This window comes from Vibrio sp. MMG023 (genome assembly GCF_021654215.1).
Lineage (GTDB): Bacteria > Pseudomonadota > Gammaproteobacteria > Enterobacterales > Vibrionaceae > Vibrio > Vibrio jasicida.
In genome coordinates this window covers 1,074,212-1,094,312 of the sequence record NZ_JAKFZP010000001.1, presented here as the reverse complement: position 1 = coordinate 1,094,312, position 20,101 = coordinate 1,074,212, and the positions used below count along the sequence as shown (strand labels likewise).

General features: G+C 45.6%; 16 protein-coding genes and 1 tRNA gene. 11 read left to right on the top strand and 6 right to left on the bottom strand.

The annotated features are described in order from the left end of the window. Positions 1-173: 173 nt before the first annotated feature. A complete protein-coding gene (locus tag L1076_RS04770) occupies positions 174-1,523 on the top strand; it encodes a sigma-54 dependent transcriptional regulator (RefSeq protein WP_171370689.1) in 1,350 nt (449 codons plus the stop codon). A gap of 64 nt (positions 1,524-1,587) precedes the next feature. Here the strand turns inward: L1076_RS04770 and brnQ are convergent, their stop codons facing one another. Then, positions 1,588-2,898: a branched-chain amino acid transport system II carrier protein gene (brnQ, locus tag L1076_RS04765; protein ID WP_237303253.1), complete on the bottom strand. Its 1,311-nt coding sequence runs from the start codon at positions 2,896-2,898 to the stop codon at positions 1,588-1,590. Between the two features lie 836 nt (positions 2,899-3,734). Here brnQ and L1076_RS04760 point away from each other — a divergent pair. From L1076_RS04760 to L1076_RS04740, 5 genes are all read left to right on the top strand, one after another. Then, on the top strand, positions 3,735-4,745 hold the full coding sequence (locus L1076_RS04760; RefSeq protein ID WP_005374185.1) for a TAXI family TRAP transporter solute-binding subunit: 1,011 nt from the start codon (positions 3,735-3,737) through the stop codon (positions 4,743-4,745). Positions 4,746-4,833: 88 nt separating this feature from the next. Then, positions 4,834-6,957, top strand: coding sequence for a TRAP transporter permease (locus tag L1076_RS04755; RefSeq protein WP_237303252.1), 2,124 nt, complete (start codon positions 4,834-4,836; stop codon positions 6,955-6,957). An 8-nt stretch (positions 6,958-6,965) separates the two neighbouring features. Then, positions 6,966-8,198 (top strand): L-2-hydroxyglutarate oxidase, encoded by a 1,233-nt coding sequence (gene lhgO, locus L1076_RS04750; protein WP_237303251.1) that lies wholly within the window; start codon positions 6,966-6,968, stop codon positions 8,196-8,198. Positions 8,199-8,501: 303 nt separating this feature from the next. Next, positions 8,502-9,197: a hypothetical protein gene (locus tag L1076_RS04745; protein WP_050568801.1), complete on the top strand. Its 696-nt coding sequence runs from the start codon at positions 8,502-8,504 to the stop codon at positions 9,195-9,197. A 127-nt stretch (positions 9,198-9,324) separates the two neighbouring features. Continuing rightward, on the top strand, positions 9,325-9,669 hold the full coding sequence (locus L1076_RS04740; RefSeq protein WP_237303250.1) for a hypothetical protein: 345 nt from the start codon (positions 9,325-9,327) through the stop codon (positions 9,667-9,669). Between the two features lie 32 nt (positions 9,670-9,701). Here L1076_RS04740 and L1076_RS04735 read toward each other — a convergent pair whose 3' ends face one another. Next, a complete protein-coding gene (locus tag L1076_RS04735) occupies positions 9,702-10,109 on the bottom strand; it encodes a cystatin (protein WP_032802191.1) in 408 nt (135 codons plus the stop codon). Between the two features lie 170 nt (positions 10,110-10,279). Here L1076_RS04735 and L1076_RS04730 point away from each other — a divergent pair, with 170 nt between their 5' ends. Together L1076_RS04730 and L1076_RS04725 are read left to right on the top strand one after the other, a co-directional pair. Continuing rightward, positions 10,280-11,524 (top strand): NADH:ubiquinone reductase (Na(+)-transporting) subunit B, encoded by a 1,245-nt coding sequence (locus tag L1076_RS04730; protein WP_237303249.1) that lies wholly within the window; start codon positions 10,280-10,282, stop codon positions 11,522-11,524. 294 nt (positions 11,525-11,818) lie between these two features. Continuing rightward, positions 11,819-13,219, top strand: a complete 1,401-nt coding sequence (locus tag L1076_RS04725) for a tryptophanase (RefSeq protein WP_039976044.1) — start codon at positions 11,819-11,821, stop codon at positions 13,217-13,219. 99 nt (positions 13,220-13,318) lie between these two features. Here the strand turns inward: L1076_RS04725 and L1076_RS04720 are convergent, their stop codons facing one another. Together L1076_RS04720 and L1076_RS04715 are read right to left on the bottom strand one after the other, a co-directional pair. Then, a complete protein-coding gene (locus L1076_RS04720; protein ID WP_038868549.1) occupies positions 13,319-13,930 on the bottom strand; it encodes a DUF2913 family protein in 612 nt (203 codons plus the stop codon). 30 nt (positions 13,931-13,960) lie between these two features. Continuing rightward, a tRNA-Leu gene (locus tag L1076_RS04715) sits at positions 13,961-14,044 on the bottom strand. Between the two features lie 561 nt (positions 14,045-14,605). On the opposite strand from L1076_RS04715, the gene L1076_RS04710 reads away from it, so the two are divergent. From L1076_RS04710 to L1076_RS04700, 3 genes are all read left to right on the top strand, one after another. Beyond that, on the top strand, positions 14,606-15,814 hold the full coding sequence (locus tag L1076_RS04710; RefSeq protein ID WP_038875278.1) for a NupC/NupG family nucleoside CNT transporter: 1,209 nt from the start codon (positions 14,606-14,608) through the stop codon (positions 15,812-15,814). Between the two features lie 207 nt (positions 15,815-16,021). Beyond that, the gene (locus L1076_RS04705; RefSeq protein ID WP_054755061.1) at positions 16,022-17,296 is read left to right on the top strand and encodes a sugar phosphate nucleotidyltransferase; all 1,275 of its coding nucleotides are present in this window, start codon (positions 16,022-16,024) and stop codon (positions 17,294-17,296) included. A 110-nt stretch (positions 17,297-17,406) separates the two neighbouring features. Then, complete coding sequence (locus L1076_RS04700) at positions 17,407-18,204, top strand: helix-turn-helix transcriptional regulator (protein WP_054755062.1); 798 nt, start codon at positions 17,407-17,409, stop codon at positions 18,202-18,204. A gap of 24 nt (positions 18,205-18,228) precedes the next feature. On the opposite strand, the gene L1076_RS04695 is transcribed toward L1076_RS04700, so the two are convergent. Further along, the gene (locus tag L1076_RS04695) at positions 18,229-19,314 is read right to left on the bottom strand and encodes a DUF3541 domain-containing protein (protein WP_045409487.1); all 1,086 of its coding nucleotides are present in this window, start codon (positions 19,312-19,314) and stop codon (positions 18,229-18,231) included. Between the two features lie 69 nt (positions 19,315-19,383). Further along, positions 19,384-19,992: an alpha-ketoglutarate-dependent dioxygenase AlkB gene (locus L1076_RS04690; protein ID WP_038875271.1), complete on the bottom strand. Its 609-nt coding sequence runs from the start codon at positions 19,990-19,992 to the stop codon at positions 19,384-19,386. Positions 19,993-20,101: the final 109 nt, after the last annotated feature.

Here is a 20,101-nt window from a genome sequence, read left to right as displayed (position 1 = left end):
CTCCATTCAGCTAGTGCGTTCTCACCAACAGTCATTAAAGAGTGCGCCTAACTGGTTGGATGTTAAAGACTTGTAAGCAAGAAGTGAGATCTAGCTCCTTTTCTCCTCAGTGGTTTTTGCTACCGTTAATAAAGAGCGATTTCTTTCCCACCCCATAAAGCAGGCAGTAACTCATGGCTTTTGACGACATCCCTAAAATTGCACTTATCGAAGACGATGACATTGTTCGTCAGGCTACCAGTCAATGGCTGCAACTGGCTGGGTTCGATGTGACCGCATTCAGTTTAGGCGAAGAGGGCAAAGCGGCTATTCTTAGCCAAGAATTTGATGCGATTGTCAGTGATGTTCGTCTGCCGGACACCGACGGCTTGTCGATACTAGAAAGTCTGATTGCCAATCATATTCCAACGCCGGTTATCTTGATCACCGGACATGGTGATGTCGATATGGCGGTAGGCGCATTACAAAACGGTGCGTTCGATTTTATCGAGAAACCTTTCCAACCTGAGCGCTTGTCCCAACGAGTGACCGAAGCGGTAGAGAGCTATCGCGCACAAACGTCTACTCAAGATCGCCAAGAGTACCTATCTAGCGTTAGTGGCTTAGAAGAAGTGTTGATTGGGCGAAGCCGAGTGATGCAACAGCTTAGAGAACAAGTAGCCAAGTTAGCGCGCATTGATACCAACGTGATCATTTACGGTGAGACAGGTTGTGGTAAAGAGTTGGTAGCGACCAGTTTGCATAATGAAAGCCAACGTAGAACCCATCATTTTGTGCCAATCAACTGTGGCGCGATTCCCGAGAACCTGTTTGAAAGTGAGCTGTTTGGGCACGAAGCTGGGGCATTTACTGGAGCGGGTAAAAAGCGCATTGGTAAATTGGAATACGCGGATAAAGGCACTTTATTCTTTGATGAAATCGAGAGTATGCCGCTGTCCATGCAGGTGAAAGTGTTGCGTTCATTACAGGAACATACAGTTGAGCGCGTTGGAGGCAATCAACAGATCTCAGTTGATTTGAGAGTGATCGCCGCCGCGAAAGAAGATCTCAATGATCATGATGAGTTTCGTCAGGATTTGTATTATCGACTCAATGTGGCGCAGATCTATTTGCCACCGCTACGCGAACGAGAAGAAGATGCGTTGATCTTGTTCGAACACTTTGCTCTGAAAAGTAACCCTGAGAGTCGTCCGCTGAGTGAAGCCGATAGAAAAGCCATTCTTGCTTACGCTTGGCCCGGTAACGTGCGTGAGCTCAGGAATGTCGCGATGCGTTTTGCACTGGATGAAACCGTCTCCGTGATGGAAATTCTCTCCAGTCGACCATCTTCTACAACCGAAGAGACACAAGCGGGCGTTCCATTGGCGATTCAGCTCCATAATTTTGAGCGTAAGGTGCTGCATGATTCCCTCGTTCGACACCAAGGACGGATTACGGATGTGATGGTTGAGCTAGATTTACCGCGCCGAACCCTCAACCAAAAGATGCAGAAGTTTGGTTTGAATCGCTCTGACTACACATAGAAAAAACGGCTTCTGAGGAAGCCGTTTTTTGTTGAGGTACTTATTTGTTAAGGTACTTGCCAATCTAGGCTTGGTTTACCAACTCGGAGTGTTGTTGGTTTGCCTTGCGGGTAAAGACTACACCCACAATCACCATCGCAATAGTAGGAACAATCCAGCTTGCAAAGTAGTGGTACAGCGGCATGTTGCTGTCTAACCATTGGTTTGCGGCTTCTGGCATGTAACCTAGGATGTGCAGCGCATCAACACAACCAAACGTTAGCGCAGTGAACGCCGTCGCGACCACCATGATTTGCGACATCTTGTTGCGCACTGGTGCCATGATCATCAACGCAATCGCGACTGGGTGAAGCGCCACAACCGCTGGCAATGTGATCGCCAATAGTTGCTCTAGACCTACGTTGGCGATCAAACCAGCCAATACCATGGTCGTGATAACGCAGCCTTTGTAGTTCACTTTGCTGAAAGTGTTGTCGTAGAACTCACTGCCTGCGGTGGTTACGCCGATAGCAGTAGTCAAACACGCTAATACCATCACGGCACCTAGTAATAGTGAGCCAAATGCGCCGAAGTGGCTGAAGGTGAACGCCGTTAAAATGTCGCCACCATTGCTGAACTCAGAACCCAAGTATGAGCTTGTTGAGCCAATGTAAGCCAATGAGATGTAAACAAACGCCATGGCAACCGCGTACATCAAAGCTGCGATTAGCGTGTATTTTGCGGTGGCTTTCGGACAATCCACACCCATGCTGCGAATCGCGCGGAAGATAATCCAACCAAAACCGATAGAACCTAGCGCATCCATCGTCATGTAGCCTTGGGTCAAGCCTTCAGCAAATGCGCCAGATACGTATGGTCCCGTTGCGGCAGTTAGCTCTCCTGCAGGAGAAACCAAAGCCGTCACAGACATGATGATCAAGATTGCCATCAAGGCAGGCGTTAAGATCTTGCCTAGGTTGTCGACCAATTTACCCGGATATAGGGCAAATAGAATGGTGATAGCACAGAAGGCAATAGTGAAAGGCACCAAAGCGGCATCACCAAACATTGGCGCAAAGCTGAATTGGTAAGCCACGGTAATTGCACGTGGAATCACGAACGCAGGGCCAATCACAATAAATACCATTACCCAAAAACTGGTCGCCAAAGGTTTAGGTAGGGCTGCGGTTAATTTGTCTGAACCGTTTACGATAGCGACCATCACTAGTGCCATTGCAGGCAGACCTACGCCCGTTAAGAGGAAGCCAGACATCCCGCTCAGAAAGTTTTCACCTGCTTGATAACCCAAAAATGGAGGGAAGATCAGGTTACCCGCGCCTAAGTACATGGCGAAAGTCATGAAGCCCAAAGCGGCGATATTGCGTGCGCTTAACATTGTTATTCCTCTTATGTTTCGCTTGGAAGAAACTGAAAGGAATGGGAGGAGTATGTGGTGTTCCCGTCAGCTTCTTCTCAAGCTGACAGAAAGTTTAGATATAGCCTGTCAGCTCTGAATCAGTTTCAGAGAGAGCAGGAGGATCGCAGCAGCAACGCCAGATGGGCGTTTTAAAGCGAATTGTAATTGCGCAGTTGCTGACATGGGTGATCCTTAATGACGAAAAAATACCAAGGAATACGTTTGCCTTGGTGTGTTGTTACCCTAACGAACATAGGGCTATTGGCACAACCCCGAAGTAGAAAATAAGTTGATACGGTCAATGTTTGTTTCTGAACTGGTGGATCGAACTGCTTTCTAAATTCAAAATTAGAATAAATGACTTTTCATTTCTGTAACATGGCTTTTTTTGCTGTATTTTTGTGCTATTTGTAGTCGTTTAGGCTATAAATCTCCGCTGATAAAGTGAGCAGTTTAGAATGATGCGCTTTTTCTTCTTATTGTTAAGACGCTCATTAGTTGCAGTTCAATCCAAAATTGCATCGGCAAAATATTGCTTATTAGTGAATCGTGCATTTATTTTGTCTTGATCACATTTTATTAACCTTTTGCGATCTAGGCGTGCAACCTTCTTCTCTTCAATGAGCAAGATCTTGCTCATTACTTTGCTATCAAATCAGCATGATTTTGCTCATTTTTGATGTCTTTCAGCACTTAGTTCAATAAATACAAAGAGTTAAAAGTTGGCATTTCAATTGCTCTAGGGAATGCGTTGTTAATAAAGATTTAACATGATGTAAATCCCCAATCGTGAAACGACTACACGGAGAGTAATAATGAAAATGAATAAGCTGGTAAAAGCTTTGGCTGTCGCTGTGACTTCTTTTGGTATTGCTGCTAACGCTGCGGCAGAAGATCGTAGCTACATTCTTGCAACGGCATCGACAGGTGGTACTTACTACCCTGTGGGCGTAGCGTTGGCGACGTTAAGCAAAGTGAAATTGGCACCAAAGCACCACTTCTCCCTTTCTGCAATCAGCTCTGCGGGCTCTGGTGAAAACGTCAAACTGCTGAACGAAAATGAAGCACAGTTCGCGATTCTACAAGGTCTTTACGGTGCATGGGCTTGGTCTGGTGAAGGTCCTTATGAGAAGAGCGGTCGTCAAGAACAGCTGCGTTCAGTCTCTATGCTGTGGCAAAACGTTGAGCACTTTATTGTTCGTTCTGACCTAGCAAAAACGGGCACAGTGACTGACCTGAACAACCTAGATGGCAAGAAGTTTTCTATCGGTAAGAAGAACTCAGGTACTGAGAATTCTGGTCGCCAAATCATGAAAGGTCTCAAGGTAGATCCTGATAAATTCAATCTTGCTTACATGGGTTACGGCGGCAGTGCGAGCGCACTTCAAAACGGCACCATTGACGGCATGAACACGCCTGCAGGTGTACCTGTTGGTGCGGTCACTCAAGCTTTTGCTGCGTTGGGTAAAGACATTTCGATTCTTTCGTTTACTGACGAGCAAATCAAAGAGGCGAACGGTAACTACAACCTATGGACGAAGTACGAAATTCCTGCGAACACGTATCCAGGTCTAGATAAGCCTATCACTACCATTGCACAGCCAAACTTCTTGGCAGTTCGTGAAGATATCTCGGAAGAAGACGTTTACCAGCTAACCAAAGCAATTTACGAGAACCTGCCTTTCCTACAAGGCATCCACAAAGCAACAAAAGCAATGGCGATTGAGAAAGCGATTGCTGGCTTGCCAGTGCCTCTTCACCCAGGTGCGGCGCGTTACTACAAAGAAATGGGCATCGAAATCCCATCAGACTTAATGGCGAAATAACGCCAACTTCGCCCCGAGTTTTGGCTCGGGGCATTTTATCCCTACCGATTTCTAAGATGGAAAAAGCCGCCAGAGCTTGGAGTATGAGATGAGCGACTCAATAGAAAAGGAATTGCAGAAGTTTGAGCTGCCCACGCGCACTGATTTTCCGTGGGTAACCACCACAATCACAGTGTTTGGCGTGGTGTTGTCTGCTTTGCACATTTGGTTTAATACCTTATCGACGTTACCAGAGTTATGGATTTCCGCGACCCACTTTGCTGGCTTTGCGGTGATTTGTGCGCTTTGGTATCCGGCTCATATCTCTCTCAAGCAGAGTAAGATTGCACTCGGTATCGATGTGTTAATTGCCATGGGCGCGGTCGCGTGTTTGCTCTATATTCCCTATGCCGAAGACGCGCTGTATGAACGTGGCGTTAAGTTCGTGACCAGCGATTGGGTCTTCGCCATCATGGCAATTTTGATTGTTATTGAGCTGATCCGACGCACCATGGGCTGGTTTATCCCTGTGCTGATTGTGGTGTGTCTGAGTTACGTTGTGTTTTGGGGTAAGTGGGCGACAGGTATTTTCCACTTCCCGGGTTTGAGCATGGAAACTTTGCTCTACCGTAGCTTCTATTCTTCCGAGGGCATGTTTGGTTCTATCTCGCGCATCAGTTGGACTTTCGTATTCATGTTCATTCTGTTTGGTGCTTTTCTTGTTCGCTCTGGTGTCGGTGATTACATTATCAATGTGGCACGTGCTGCGGCTGGCAAAATCATCGGTGGTCCCGGTTTTATTGCGGTGATTGGCTCCGGTTTGATGGGCTCAGTATCAGGCTCTAGTGTGGCAAATACGGTTTCCACCGGTGTTATCAGTATTCCTTTAATGCAGAAAGCAGGTTTCCCTTCGCGCTTTGCTGCGGGCGTTGAAGCCGCAGCGTCAACAGGTGGTCAGTTGATGCCACCAGTGATGGGGGCGGGTGCTTTCATCATGGCGTCTTACACGCAAATTCCTTATGTTGATATCATCGCGGTTTCTTTTATTCCTGCTCTTATTTATTTCTTGTCTGTGGCGTTCTTTGTGCGTATCGAAGCCAAACGCAGCGGCGTTCAAAAGATCACGACCAGTGATGAGTCTCTACTAAAAGTAGTGATCAGCGGATGGCACAACCTTATTCCACTGGCGGTATTGGTCACTTTGTTGGTTCAAGGCTTTACGCCGACTTACGCTGCGGGCTTGTCGATCATTTCAGTGGTGGTGTCTTCTTGGTTTTCGAAAGATCATAAGATGGGACCAAAAGCGATCATCGAAGCACTTTCACAAGGTGCGAAAAACATGGCGACAACCGCCGTATTGCTGGTAGGTATAGGTTTGGTGGTCAACGTGATCAGCACCACGGGCATTGGTAATACGTTCTCATTGATGATCGACGGTTGGGCGAATGGCGACTTGTTCATCATGATCGTTCTGATTGCGCTCGCTTCTCTGGTATTGGGCATGGGTTTACCCGTGACAGCGGCGTATATTGTATTGGGTACATTGTCTGCCCCTGCGCTTTACAAGTTGATTGCGGAAAACCAATTGCTTGAATTGATGGTGTCAGGTCAACTGCCTGAACAAGCAAAAGCCATCTTTATGTTGGCGGCGCCAGAAAACCTGGAACTGCTTAATACACCAATGGCGTTGGAAACCGCGAAAGAAATGGTGGCTTTAGTGCCTGCGGACTTTATGGAAACCCTACTAGAGCAAAGTCTGGGTATGGAAGCGGTAGGTTTGGCATTGCTGGCTGCTCATCTCATCATCTTCTGGTTATCGCAAGACAGTAACGTTACTCCTCCAGTGTGTTTGACCGCATTTGCAGCAGCAACCATCGCTAAAACACCGCCAATGCGCACTGGTTTGATGGCGTGGAAAATCGCCAAAGGTTTGTATCTTGTACCGCTGTTGATTGCTTACACAGGCTTGGTGAGTTGGGATGTGACATCGGTGATCACTGTAGGTTTCTTTGCCATCATCGGTACCTATGCATTGATTGGTGCTATTGAAGGCTACTTGGAAGGTCCTCTAAACATTCTGACGCGTCTCTTGTTGGTAGTGGTGGGTACATTGCTGGTTTGGCACGACATCCCAATGTTGGTTCGTGTGGCAAGCTGTGCGGTATTTGTCGCGGTGTTCATTTACAGTGGTCGCAAGTTCAAATTGCAACAATCTCAACTATCGGTTTTATAAGAGGTCGTATGAAATCAGTCTATGACTACATCATTGTTGGTGGCGGTATCGTTGGTGTGTCGACGGCATGGCAACTGCAGCAACGTCACCCAGACAAATCCATTTTATTGGTTGAGAAAGAATCCGGTTTTGCCAAGCACCAAACCGGACACAATAGCGGCGTGATTCATGCCGGGGTGTACTACGCGCCGGGCAGTTTAAAGGCAGACTTTTGCAAGCGTGGGGTAGAGCGAACCATTTCGTTCTGTGCCGAGCACGATATTCCGATGGAGAACTGTGGCAAGTTGCTGGTTGCGACCAACGAGCAAGAAGTCGAACGCATGAATGCCCTCTATGAGCGCTGCCATGTCAACGGAATTGACGTAAAGCTACTCGATGAAGTTCAACTCAAACTGGCTGAGCCAAACATCACTGGCTTGGGCGCGATTTATGTCAAAACCACCAGTATTGTCGATTATCGTTTGGTCACTGAGCAAATGGCGGAAGAGTTCAAAAAGCTCGGAGGTCAAATCAGCCTGAGAACCAAAGTGGTGGCTGCCGAAGAGAAGGATGAAGAAGTTCAATTGACCTGCATTTCAGACGGTCAAACTATGCAGCTCAATGCCAAGTTCTTGGTCACTTGCAGCGGCTTGATGGCGGATCGCATGACTAAGATGATGTCTATTCCAACCGATTTCCAAATAATCCCTTATCGCGGCGAATACTACCGTTTAGATAGCAAACACGACCAAGTGGTGAATCATCTTATTTATCCAATTCCAGACCCTGATTTGCCATTCTTGGGCGTCCACCTGACTCGCATGATTGATGGCAGTGTGACCGTTGGTCCAAATGCGGTGCAAGGCTGGAAGCGAGAAGGGTACGACAAGGTTAACTTCAGCCTGCAAGATACCATGCAAATGCTCAGTTTCTCCGGCTTTTGGAAGGTGACACAAAAGCATCTAAAAACCGGATTGGATGAGTTTAAGAACTCGTGGTGGAAGCCGAGCTATCTGAAATTGGTCAACAAATATTGCCCTAGCATCAAGGTCGAAGACCTCAAACCATATCCTGCGGGTATTCGCGCGCAAGCAGTGTTATCCGATGGAACCTTGGTTCATGACTTCTTGTTTGCCGAAAGCGCGAGAAGCCTGCATGTTTGCAACGCCCCCTCACCTGCTGCGACATCTGCAATGCCAATTGGGGAGTACATTTGCGATAAGGTGAATGAGAAGATAGAAGCGAAAACCGAGACGGTTTAACAGTAAAAAGCCAAACTAGAAGTACCCCAGAAAAATAATGACTTTGTTTGTTAGGTTATTAGTGTCGGGTGTGCTGGAAGTTTGGCTTAGCCAATCACAAAGTAGACGTCGTTAAACATGAGCCTGCATGGCGACAGGAGTTTGTTGATATCGTGCGCTATTTTTCGAGTGTGGATTGTATCGCAAGATAACGTAATTTATATGTATAAAGCGATTTAAAGGTGACGTATGGCAGCGTTTAACTTACATTTTTAAGATGTTTTCTAGCTCTTTCTATTTAAATTTGTATTTATTGGAGGAGTTATGATTACGAAGCAACATCTTAGGAAAGTTTGGAAGAATGAAGCGAGAGTTTCAGATGAATATTTACTAGTTATAAGCGAAGAACTTTCATCAAAGCTAGTTGAGTGTAAGTTAGATAGCGAATTACGAATATCGCACTTCATTGCTCAATTGGTAAAAGAGGTAGGTCCTTATATCACGCTTGAAGAGAATTTCAATTATTCAGTTCAGGGATTAAAAAATACATTCAAAACCTATCGTAAAAATCCAGAGCTAGCAGAAAAACATGGAAGAAACGCCGCAATCAATCAAAAAGCCAATCAACAAGCAATAGCAAACAATGCGTATGCTATGAGAATAGGGAATGGAAGTGAAAGCACTGGTGATGGCTGGAAGTACCGCGGTAGAGGAATGATACAGCTTACAGGTAAGGGGAATTATGCTGCAATAGAAGGAGTACACGCCAACATCTGGGATGAAGATGTGAGTTTTGTTTCCTCCCCAAACCTTGTGGCTAAACCAAAATATGCAGTAAGGACTGCGATGATTTTTTGGTTAAATAACAAGTTATATTTGAAAGCTGACAAAGGAGCCTCTCGTACTGTCACGGATAGTATTACAGCGGTAGTTAATAAAAATACAGATTCATATGGACAACGACATGAGATTTTTGCAGGGCTGTATAAAAAAGGTACATTCAAAGATATTTTTAGGTAGTTTTTTTTTGACGATGTTGTTGGTACCTACTCCATCTTTAAGTTTTCAAATCTTGAGTTTTAATGATGCATATCTGTTATCAGGTCACGAGTTGGAGTCAGATTATAGGGTCTACGTGCCAGGCTCTATGGAAGCAGAAATTACCAATGTGCTTAAATTTGATTGTGAAGGCAGCCGTGTTGAAGCGGTGAAAATTGGTAGCGAAATTAACAACGCAGCGACGTATGGCGAACATCTCCAATACTATTTCTTTCTCGTGAGAGACCATCAGTTTCACGTTCCTCTAAGAATTGTTGAATCTTTTCAAACGGTTGATAAAGAGTCCAAAGAGGTTCTATCGGAACATTTACCATTCACCAAGCATGATGTGTCTGACTTAGTATGTGATTTGATTCGCCCCCAGATTATGAGTTATCAGTTTACACGAGCGTTTGAAGCCGTCGCTAAACCAGAAAAGAACAAAGGCGACTAAACTGTCGCCTTTATTGTATTTGAATCTGGGAATTAGGAGTTGCCGTCTTTCGGGCAGAGTTCGCCTTTTTTGGCGTGTCTCTCGATCATGTAATCGCCGCGAGCACTGTGCAGGACAATCGCGTTCCAGACTTCTCCATCTTTAAGCTCGAACTCCATCGCATAGTGTGTACCGCCGACGATTTGAGTTCTGACATCATTGATTTGCTTTAACTTATCTGTCGCATTCATTTGATGCAGAATCATGCTGAGCGAGCGTTCGGCATCTGGTGTCACTTTCGCCACTTGCCAACCTCCAGGGACACCGCCTTTCGAACCGCAGATCGCTTGCATTTTTTTCTTCAAACCAGGAGACATTTGCTTGTCCACGGCCAATGCGTTACCTGCAAATGAAAAAGCGGCCAACGACATCATCGCGGTCCACATCATCCTTAACTTCATAATCCACTCCATTGTTTTGTTATTGATTGAGTATAAGCACGCCTTTCACTGTTTACATAATAGCAAGGTCTTCTGTGCCAGCAGATAAATACGTAATGGGGGGAGTTAAACAGGCTAAAAACGATCGCTTTTGATAGCAGCTCGTAACATTCTTTAGAGGAGGAGACGTTATGAGTCTGAAGCATTATTTTGAAAAGGTCTCACCAAAGTTTGAACCGGGAGGCCAATACCACAAGTTCTACCCACTCTTCGAAGCTGTTGAAACCCTTTTTTATACGCCGGGTAAAGTGAACCACGGCGTCACCCATGTTCGAGACAGCATCGATTTGAAGCGCATCATGATCATGGTGTGGTTAGCTGTATTCCCCGCGATGTTTTGGGGCATGTATAACATAGGGCAACAATCCAGCGACGCTTTGCTCTATGGTCTTGACCAAGTGGCAGCGCAGCAAGCCATTGATGCCTCTTGGGGTCTAAGCTGGGTTTGGGGTTCAGTAGAGGCGGCCAGCCAAGCAGGTTGGGCGAGCAAAATGCTGGTCGGTGCAACCTACTTTCTGCCTGTCTACGCGACTGTGTTTGTGGTTGGTGGCTTCTGGGAAGTGTTGTTTGCTATTGTCCGCAAGCACGAGGTGAATGAAGGCTTCTTTGTTAGCTCCATTCTATTTGCGTTAATTCTCCCGCCCACCATTCCGTTGTGGCAAGCCGCGTTAGGTATCACTTTTGGTATCGTGGTGGCGAAAGAAATCTTCGGCGGTACGGGGCGTAACTTCCTGAATCCCGCATTGGCTGGGCGCGCGTTCTTGTACTTTGCTTATCCCGCTAACATGTCTGGCGGCGCTGTTTGGGTTGCGGCAGATGGTTATTCTGGCGCTACACCGCTGAGCCAATGGTATGAAGGTGGTCAGAGCGCTTTGACCAACAACATGACAGGCCAGCCTATTTCTTGGATGGACGCTTTTGTTGGTAATTTGCCGGGTTCTATGGGGGAAGTCTCGACCCTGCTGATCGCGCTTACAGGTCTGGTGCTGATCTTTATGAAGATCGCGTCGTGGCGGATCGTTGCGGGTGTCTTTGTTGGCTTAGCCGTGACGTCGCTACTGCTTAATGCAATTGGCTCTAATACCAATCCTATGTTCTCTATGCCGTTTTACTGGCACTTTGTGATTGGTGGTGTTGCGTTTGGTACTTTCTTTATGGCGACAGACCCCGTATCGGCTGCATTCACCAACGGTGGCAAGTGGGCCTACGGTATCTTGATTGGTGTGATGACGATATTTATCCGTGTACTCAACCCCGCCTACCCAGAAGGCATTATGTTAGCGATTTTGTTTGCCAACTTGTTTGCTCCATTGTTCGACTACATGGTCAAAGAGAGCAGCATTAAGCGCAGAATGAAAAGGGCAAGACCTTCGTGAAATGAGGTGAGCTTCACTGAAATTTGATTGAAAACTGCACTATATTGAAAAGGTCAGGGACATGGGGTTTCTGGCTTTTCTTTTTATCAGGAGGACGAAGACGATGAGAGTCAAGAATATTCTTGATAGCCGTTTGGTGCTGTCGTTCTGGTACAACCTAGACTTCTGCCTGTCTCTTCTTAGTAAAATTTCTGGTCGTTAATTTCCTCAATGCTCTCGCATTGAAAAGCAATTTATCTGTTTGTTTTACTCTTCGCTTAAGTGCGTAGGGTCATGCGTATAAGGAAATTAACAATGAAACGTATCCCAGAACCGTTCCGTATCAAAATGGTTGAGCCAATCAAAATGACGACCTTGGCTGACCGAGAAGTTGCCCTCAAGCAAGCGGGTTTTAACCCATTTCTTCTTCGTAGTGATGATGTTTATATCGACCTGCTGACCGACTCTGGCACTGGTGCTATGAGTGACAATCAGTGGGCGGGGATCATGATGGGTGATGAGTCCTACGCGGGTAGCCGCAACTACTACAACTTGTGTGATGCGGTAGAGCACTTCTTTGGTTACAAGCTGACAGTGCCGGCGCACCAAGGTCGTGGGGCGGAGCAAATTTTATTCCCAGCCTTGATTGAACGTATGCGTCAGGTTCGCGGTGGTGAGACACCAGTGTTTATATCAAATTACCACTTCGACACCACAGCGGGTCACATTGAGCTCAATGGCGGTAAAGCGATTAACGTGGTAACAGAAGAAGCATTCGACACTACCACGCCATACGACTGGAAGGGGAACTTTGACCTTAATAAGCTGGTGGCAACGATTGAAGAGCATGGTTCTCACAACATCTGTGCGATCATCACAACGGTTACGTGTAACAGTTCAGGCGGTCAGCCTGTGTCGATGGAAAACATGCGCAGCGTGTACGAAATCGCAACCAAGTACGACATTCCAGTGGTGATTGATTCGGCTCGTTACTGTGAGAACGCTTACTTTATCAAGCAACGCGAAGCGGGCTACGAGACCAAATCGATTCTTGAAATCATCCGCGAGATGTACCAATACGGCGACATGCTCACTATGTCAGCGAAGAAGGACCCAATGGTAAACATTGGTGGTATGTGTTGTATTCGCGATCATCAAGAGCTGTTCCAAGCGGTTCAAACACGATGTGTACCGATGGAAGGCTTTGTGACTTACGGTGGTATGGCTGGCCGTGATATGGAAGCCTTGGCTCGTGGTCTGTATGAAGGTGCGGATGAGGATTACCTTCACTACCGCATCAGCCAAGTGCAATACTTGGGTGAGCGTCTACGCGAGGGTGGCATTCCAATTCAATATCCAACGGGTGGTCATGCCGTGTTTGTTGATGCAGCGAAAATCCTACCTCATATACCCGCGGATCAATTTCCAGCACAAGTGTTGTGTAATGCTTTGTACTTAGAAGCAGGGATTCGTGCAGTAGAGATTGGTTCACTGTTGCTTGGTCGAGATCCGGAAACGGGTGAACAGAAAGCATCAGAACTCGAATTGATGCGCTTGACCATCCCGCGTCGCGTCTACACCAACGACCATATGGATTATATCGCCGATGCCATTATTGAATTGAAGAACCGCTCGCATGAGTTAAAGGGACTCACCTTTGATTATGAGCCTCCGGTACTTCGTCACTTTACGGCACGCTTTCGCGAGCTGGATTGATCGAGAAAACGTTATGTTTCGATAAGCAAAAGGCCGCGAAATTCGCGGCCTTTTAGAATTTGGCTTACAACGTCAATAGTATGTTTATATCAATCAAACTTACGCTAACTCGAGTGAGATACGTACAAATTGTTCGTCTTGATATTGCACTTCATAATTGAAGGTGTTGCTGGCATAAATGCTACCTAAGAACAATGAACGTTGACTCATTGGGCCACGGAAAAGCATCGAAATAGGTGCGATCATGGCGTTATTATCATCGAAGTGTTGGTTTAAGTTGTCAGAGAGGACACACAGTAAGCAGCCATGCTGGTCGTGTGATAAATCGACATCTTCAGGACGCGAGAGCAGTACGGTCGTACCGAGTTTTTTCTCTACTTCGTTAATCAGTAGCAAGTAACTATCGAGGTGAGGTTGCGGATTGCTCGGTTTATTCGCACCCACACAGCGTTCAAGCAAAGCTTCAAGGTTGCCATTTTCCCCTTTGGCCTGTTGAGTCAGAGACTTTAACGGCTTTTTAATCAGTTTGTAGCGGTTACTTTTAAGCTTAGGCTTAAGCCATTTTTGCAGTAAGTCGTTACGTTCTTTTAAGGGAATAGGTCGCGAGGACGCATGGAGTTTGAAGTGCAGGTGTAATAGGGCGTGCACTGCAAGCTCGCTTAGAAGTTGGTTAGCATCAGCGGATTGTCTTGCCTGCTTAGAACTTTGCATTACACTCTAAATTTCTTATAGGAAGAATAATGGTGCCGAGAGAGGGACTCGAACCCTCACACCTAAGGCACTAGCACCTCATGCTAGCGTGTCTACCAATTTCACCATCTCGGCATCATGATGCTCTGAATACACAGAGGCTTCGGAAAGAAGCGTTTCAAATTGTATATCCAAAATCCATAGATTGGCGAGAGCAAAATTACTCATTTTTGGACTTTGGTGTTCGATTGAACATTTATTGTCCGTTTTTGGCCGTTTCACCATGCGTTCCCCTCTTAATACCCCTATTTTCACTACAAGTATGAACACAAATTGGCATTCTTGCGCAAAAAATGAACGCTTGAACGTTTGCGTAAATAAATGTGATGAAACTCTCGTTTTGATGGCTATACTTGCGACCCGTTTAAGCGGGAATTAGGGTTCGTTGTTCAGGACCCTTACCCATACAAGCCGTCACATGGAGCGGGATGAGTCGAATACTCTCCAGCAGTGAATGACCCCACGGACCGGACCAGCTAAGTTCAATTGCTTGTATAAGGTAAAAATAAGATGTCGAACTATCCGTTCTGTCGCCATGTTAGATCTACGGGTGCCTTGTCACTCGACACGTTGTCCCTTTCTTTTGCCAATTCCTTTGGTGTTTCTTTCTTTTTCAACGTTCAGTAGGTCTGGTTCATGAGTGTTCTATTTAGTTTATTTGGTATTGTTGCACTACTAGGTTGTGCGTTCCTACTGTCAGAGAGCCGTTCTTCAATCAATTGGAAAACCGTATCTCGTGCTTTGTTGCTCCAAATGGGTTTTGCTGCTCTAGTGCTTTACTTCCCTTGGGGGCAAGCCGCGTTGGCCAGTTTGAGTAGTGGCGTTGCGGGTCTTTTAAGTTTTGCTGATGAAGGGATCAAATTCCTCTTTGGTGACCTTGCTTCTACTGGTTTTATCTTTGCTGTCCGCGTTCTTCCTATCATCATTTTCTTCAGCGCTCTTATCTCAGCCCTTTACTACTTGGGTATCATGCAAAAAGTGATTCAATTTATTGGCGGTGCTATCCAAAAGTTTTTGGGTACCAGCAAAGCAGAATCATTGGTTGCAACAGGTAACATCTTCCTATCCCAAGGCGAATCACCACTTCTTATCCGTCCATTTCTACAAAACATGACCCGCTCTGAGCTGTTTGCGGTAATGGCTGGTGGTATGGCGTCAGTCGCAGGTAGTGTTTTGGGTGGTTACGCAGGTCTTGGTGTAGAGTTGAAATACCTAATCGCAGCAAGCTTCATGGCAGCACCAGGTAGCTTGTTGATGGCAAAAATCATCGTGCCTGAGCGTCAAACCCCAAGTGATTACAACAACATCGAGCTGGATAAATCAGAAGAAAGCAACGTAATCGATGCGCTAGCAAGCGGTGCGATGGGCGGTATGAAAGTTGCCGTTGCGGTCGGTACGATGCTTATTGCCTTCGTGAGTGTGATTGCGATGGTAAACACGGGTTTAGAAAACTTAGGTGAAATGTTCGGTTTTGCTGGCATCACGCTGCAGGCTATTTTCGGTTACCTATTTGCACCTCTAGCATGGTTGATTGGCGTTCCGGGCCACGAAGTACTTGCAGCGGGCTCTTATATCGGTCAGAAAATCGTAATGAACGAATTCGTCGCATTTATCGACTTCGTACAACATAAAGCGACACTGACTGAGCACACGCAAATTATCATTACTTTTGCTTTGTGTGGCTTTGCCAACATCGGTTCGATTGCGATTCAACTTGGTTCAATTGGTGTGATGGCACCAGAGCGTCGTAAAGACGTAGCAAATATGGGACTGAAAGCGGTAGCAGCAGGTACCCTAGCAAACCTAATGAGCGCTTGTTTAGCCGGTATCTTTATTTCTCTTTAAGGGATGCCCGCACATAAAAATAAATCAAAACCCGCTTCCATAGCGGGTTTTTGTTTATAAAACGCTTGAATGAGAGATTGCTTAAATATTTAAGAGAACATTGCTCTGTAATATTATTTTTTGAGCACATTGCCCCCAATATTGAATAGTACTGCCGTACGGTTTACGTTTACTTTCTAAACTATAAATAAGACAAGGAAGTAAAACATGACGTCAAAAGTAGTATCGATCGTGTTAGCCGATAAGGAGAATGGTGGGTTAGAGCCGCTCTCAGGAACGTGCTGTAAATCTATTACCCCATTCGCGGGTGCCCATCGTTTGATTGACTTTGCGTTGAGCAATCTAATTCAATCTGGCATCAAGCGTAATCTTGTCTTAAGTCGATTCCATTGCCCTGCTTTAAATGAACACATTAAGCGTGCATGGAGCAAGTACGAAGCGAACATCGACATTCTTGAGCCGGCATACCCCCATAATAAGTTTTTGCCTGCGTTGCAGTACAATTGGACCGATGCTTTGCTGCAAAACCTAGAGGCCATTAACCGTCCGACTGATGAGCATGTACTGTTAGTTGGTGGAGAACAAATTCATCGGCGCTACCTTTCTTCATTGCTGCAATACCACAGAATCCAAGCGTCTGAGTTAACGCTTGTTGTAGCTCAAGTTCCTACCGAGCGAGCGTCTGCTTATCATGTTGTGGAACTGGATGAGCAAAACCAAGTAACAAGCATTCAGCACCAGCCACAGCAACCTGCAGAGATACCAAATAAGCCAGGCATCTCTCTTGTGCTTACCGAGAACTATGTACTTAAGCGTGCGACCTTAGTCAAAGGCTTGTTCACCAATGCAAAAAACTTAGACGGACGACATGATTTAACTTGTGATGTGATTGGTAAACTGGTTCAGAAGGTCAAAGTGGCACTATTCGATTTGGGAACCGTTGATTCAGACCAAGCCCCTTTGTATTGGCATGGTTTGAATAGTGTTGATGACTATTGGTCGGTGCAAATGGCGATGTTGGTTGAGCAAAATGATACGCAAAAGAAAAGTTCAGAGCCATTGCTTAGTAAAGAAATCGTCTCGCAGCGATCGAGCTTATGTAATGATGCGGGAGGCATTAAAGTTCGCATTAAAGACAGCTATATCGCTTCAGGCTGCCGAATTGAAGGGGCGTGCTCTATCCGCTCTGTGATTGGGGTTGATTGTGATTTAGGTAGAAACAGCATGTTGCATGAGGCGGTACTGATGGCGCGCTGTAAGATTGGAGCAAACAGCCGCATTACACGTGCCATTATTGAAGAGGATGTCCATATCGCTCCAGGGACAGTCATTGGTGAGAAACTTGAGAAAGACAGTGAGCGGTTTTTCGTAACGGAGGGGGGATTGGTCGTGATTCCCAAAGGCAGTCGAGTCGGTTTTGAACAACCACTGACGTCACTGCATGACAATTACCCTGAAGACGTTACAGCGAATACGATTTAAGTCCGGTAAGGTTTATTGTGTTTTCATTTTACGAAATACTGAAATCTTATCTATTTTAATTAAAAGATTTATAACACATTGATATTGAGCCCAGTTGGCTAGGAGAGAGGATGAAGTTCGATCGTCTTCATTTTGCAAATGCATTGAAGCATTACCGAAAAAAATCAAACTACTCGCAGGATGGGTTGGCCGAACTCCTCTCCTCCGCTCATCGTGTTTTTTCTAGTTTAAACCAAGCTACATTGAGCCAGTGGGAAAGGGGGAAGATTGAACCCACTCTATTGCGCCGCCTCGGGATTGCTCATTTCTTTCAGCAGCCTTATCACTATGATGAACAAGAGCTAAAAAGTGTCAAAAAAGCACTGCAACATCCTGTGAATTTCCAAAATCTGAATACGGTGTATGACTATGAAATCACGCATCGTAGTCATGTTGCTTTTGATAAGCTGGACGAGGACGATAAACAGCTGATCTTCGATTCTCATTTCAGGCAAAATGGCAATGCAGTCACAGATACGTTTGATGCCTTATGTTTGACCCAGCCTAAAGTGTTTTGTTTTTACTATAAGAATATGTTGGTTGGTCATGTATTGTATGAGCTAAAGCAAGGGGCGATTTATCTTATCAGTGTGGTCTTTCTCACTAAAACCATTCGAACCGCATTACTTAATCATATCGCGGAGATCAGCCGAGGTTTGATGGTGTATTTTCCGATTCGAGACCGCAGCCTCAAGCAGTTTATGAGTGACTGCTTCCTAGAAAAGTGCTGTTATAGCCGCAGCGTCACCTTTTATGCGGGAACCAGTGAACAGTTTTTTGATAACCCGATGATTCTCAGTGTGATGGAAGGCTATCAAGATTTTCGTTTAGTCCGTTATGAACAAGTACAGAAAAAGCAGAAGGTCTAACCTTATTGTTTAAATAGCACCATATTACGATTTCGGAACCAGCCCGTAGGGTAACGATTGAAAAGCGAATGGCTGATTGGCAACCGTCGGAGCTTGGTGAACACCCTTCCAGTCCAATAACATGATAGCCAAGACGTTTCTATGCTCTCCATATTTTAAGTCGAAGTCGCCATCGACCGATGGGATCATGCCTTGTTCGAGATTGATTGAGCCTTGAATCGCTTGACGTGTTTTCTCGACGACTGGGTCATTCTCTAGCCCCGCAAGAAGAAACGTAATACCCACCTCGGCAATCACATCTTCTTTAGAGCGTAAGATAATCGTATCGATATTGTCGCGGAAGTAATCGTATATCCATTGATGGTCAGATTCATTGACCTGTTTTTGATAGTACTGAGAATCACCAAAAATAATGTGTGTCATGCCGTAGATTTTGTTGCTGTATTGCTGCGGTGACAACTTCTTATCCTGTGAATCTGGATAGGTGCTTTTAAACGCTTTGGTGAAGTCATTGACGACATCTTGCTCACCCAGTTGGCGTAGCCAATAAACTTGATTGGCCAGTTGCGCTGCCCATGCCTCGATCATTTCAGGATCGGTCGCGTATTTGGTGAAATCATAACGTCGAATGACGCTTCTTAAGGTCTTATCGTGTTTGTGTTTAAGGCCGTATTCGTCAGCTCTTGCCATTGCACCCAGCAAATCGACCCCTAGATAAAAATACTCAGGTTGATGCTTGGTCACGGTATAGCGGCGCTGGCCTCGTTCGTCTTCTTGGTCATGGTAATTGGCAAGGCGTTCTTCTGAATACAATATGATTTGTTCTGGCGTATTCACATCACTGGCAAAGTGATTCAAACGGCTGGCGACTTGAGCCATGTCTGTCCACACCGCAGGAAGGTATTTATCATCTAGAGTTTGGCGGTACATGCGCAACCCAAAGTGGCCTTCTTTAAATGCTGGTAGGGAATAAAGCTGCGACTCAAACGTATCTTTTATTAACTGTGCAGATTGAGGGTAGCTCAACACGGGTGAGTCCTGATCGGCTTGAACGTTAAAGACCAACGAACAAGAGAGCAAGATAGCTAAGTTGAGAGGTTTGATACGCATAATTACATTCCACAAAAAGCCCAGAATTTAAACCTAGCATCAATGCTTCTTTGCTATGTAATGCCTCAGTCAATAGTTGGTCACGATATGGCGGAAGGTCAGGTTGATACGTTCACCTTTCGGTTTTGCCGTTTTGGGCACCGCGTGTTTCCAATGATGCTGCAGTTCTCCTGCCATAATTAACAAAGCACCATGGCTAAGTTCATACTCTAGCTGAGTTTTACAATGTAAATTCCGCAGTAAAAAGCGTCGAGTTTCGCCAAGGTTTACAGAAGCGATAACCGGATTTCTTCCAAGCTCTGGCTCATTATCTTGGTGCCATCCCATGGAGTCCTGTCCATGACGATATAGGTTTGCTAAGACCGAGTTGAATTGAACTTTGGCAATGGCTTCACAGCGCGCTTTTAGCTCATTGAGATCCGGTGTCCAAGGGTGTGGCGACATGGTTAACCCTGAATATGTATAGGCAACATCGCCATGCCAAGCTTGTAACCGAGGTTGCAGTACTGAGCGGCCGAACATGGTGATGCGCTCTTGTTGCCATGGGAGAGTAGAGCGAAGGTTAGAGAAATAACGATCAGCTTCTAAGTTACTGAGAAAGTTAGGGTCATAGTAAATTCTGCCCTGTGCTACTTCTTGCCAAAATGAGCTTTTAAATAAATCACCTTGTACTTGCATCTCACTTTACCTTTCTCATTTATAAAAATGGTCGATATTTATTACCTTTACGATAGCTATTGGTTATTCTTAAGGTAAATAAGCATTTTAACAATAATGAATAAGTCTC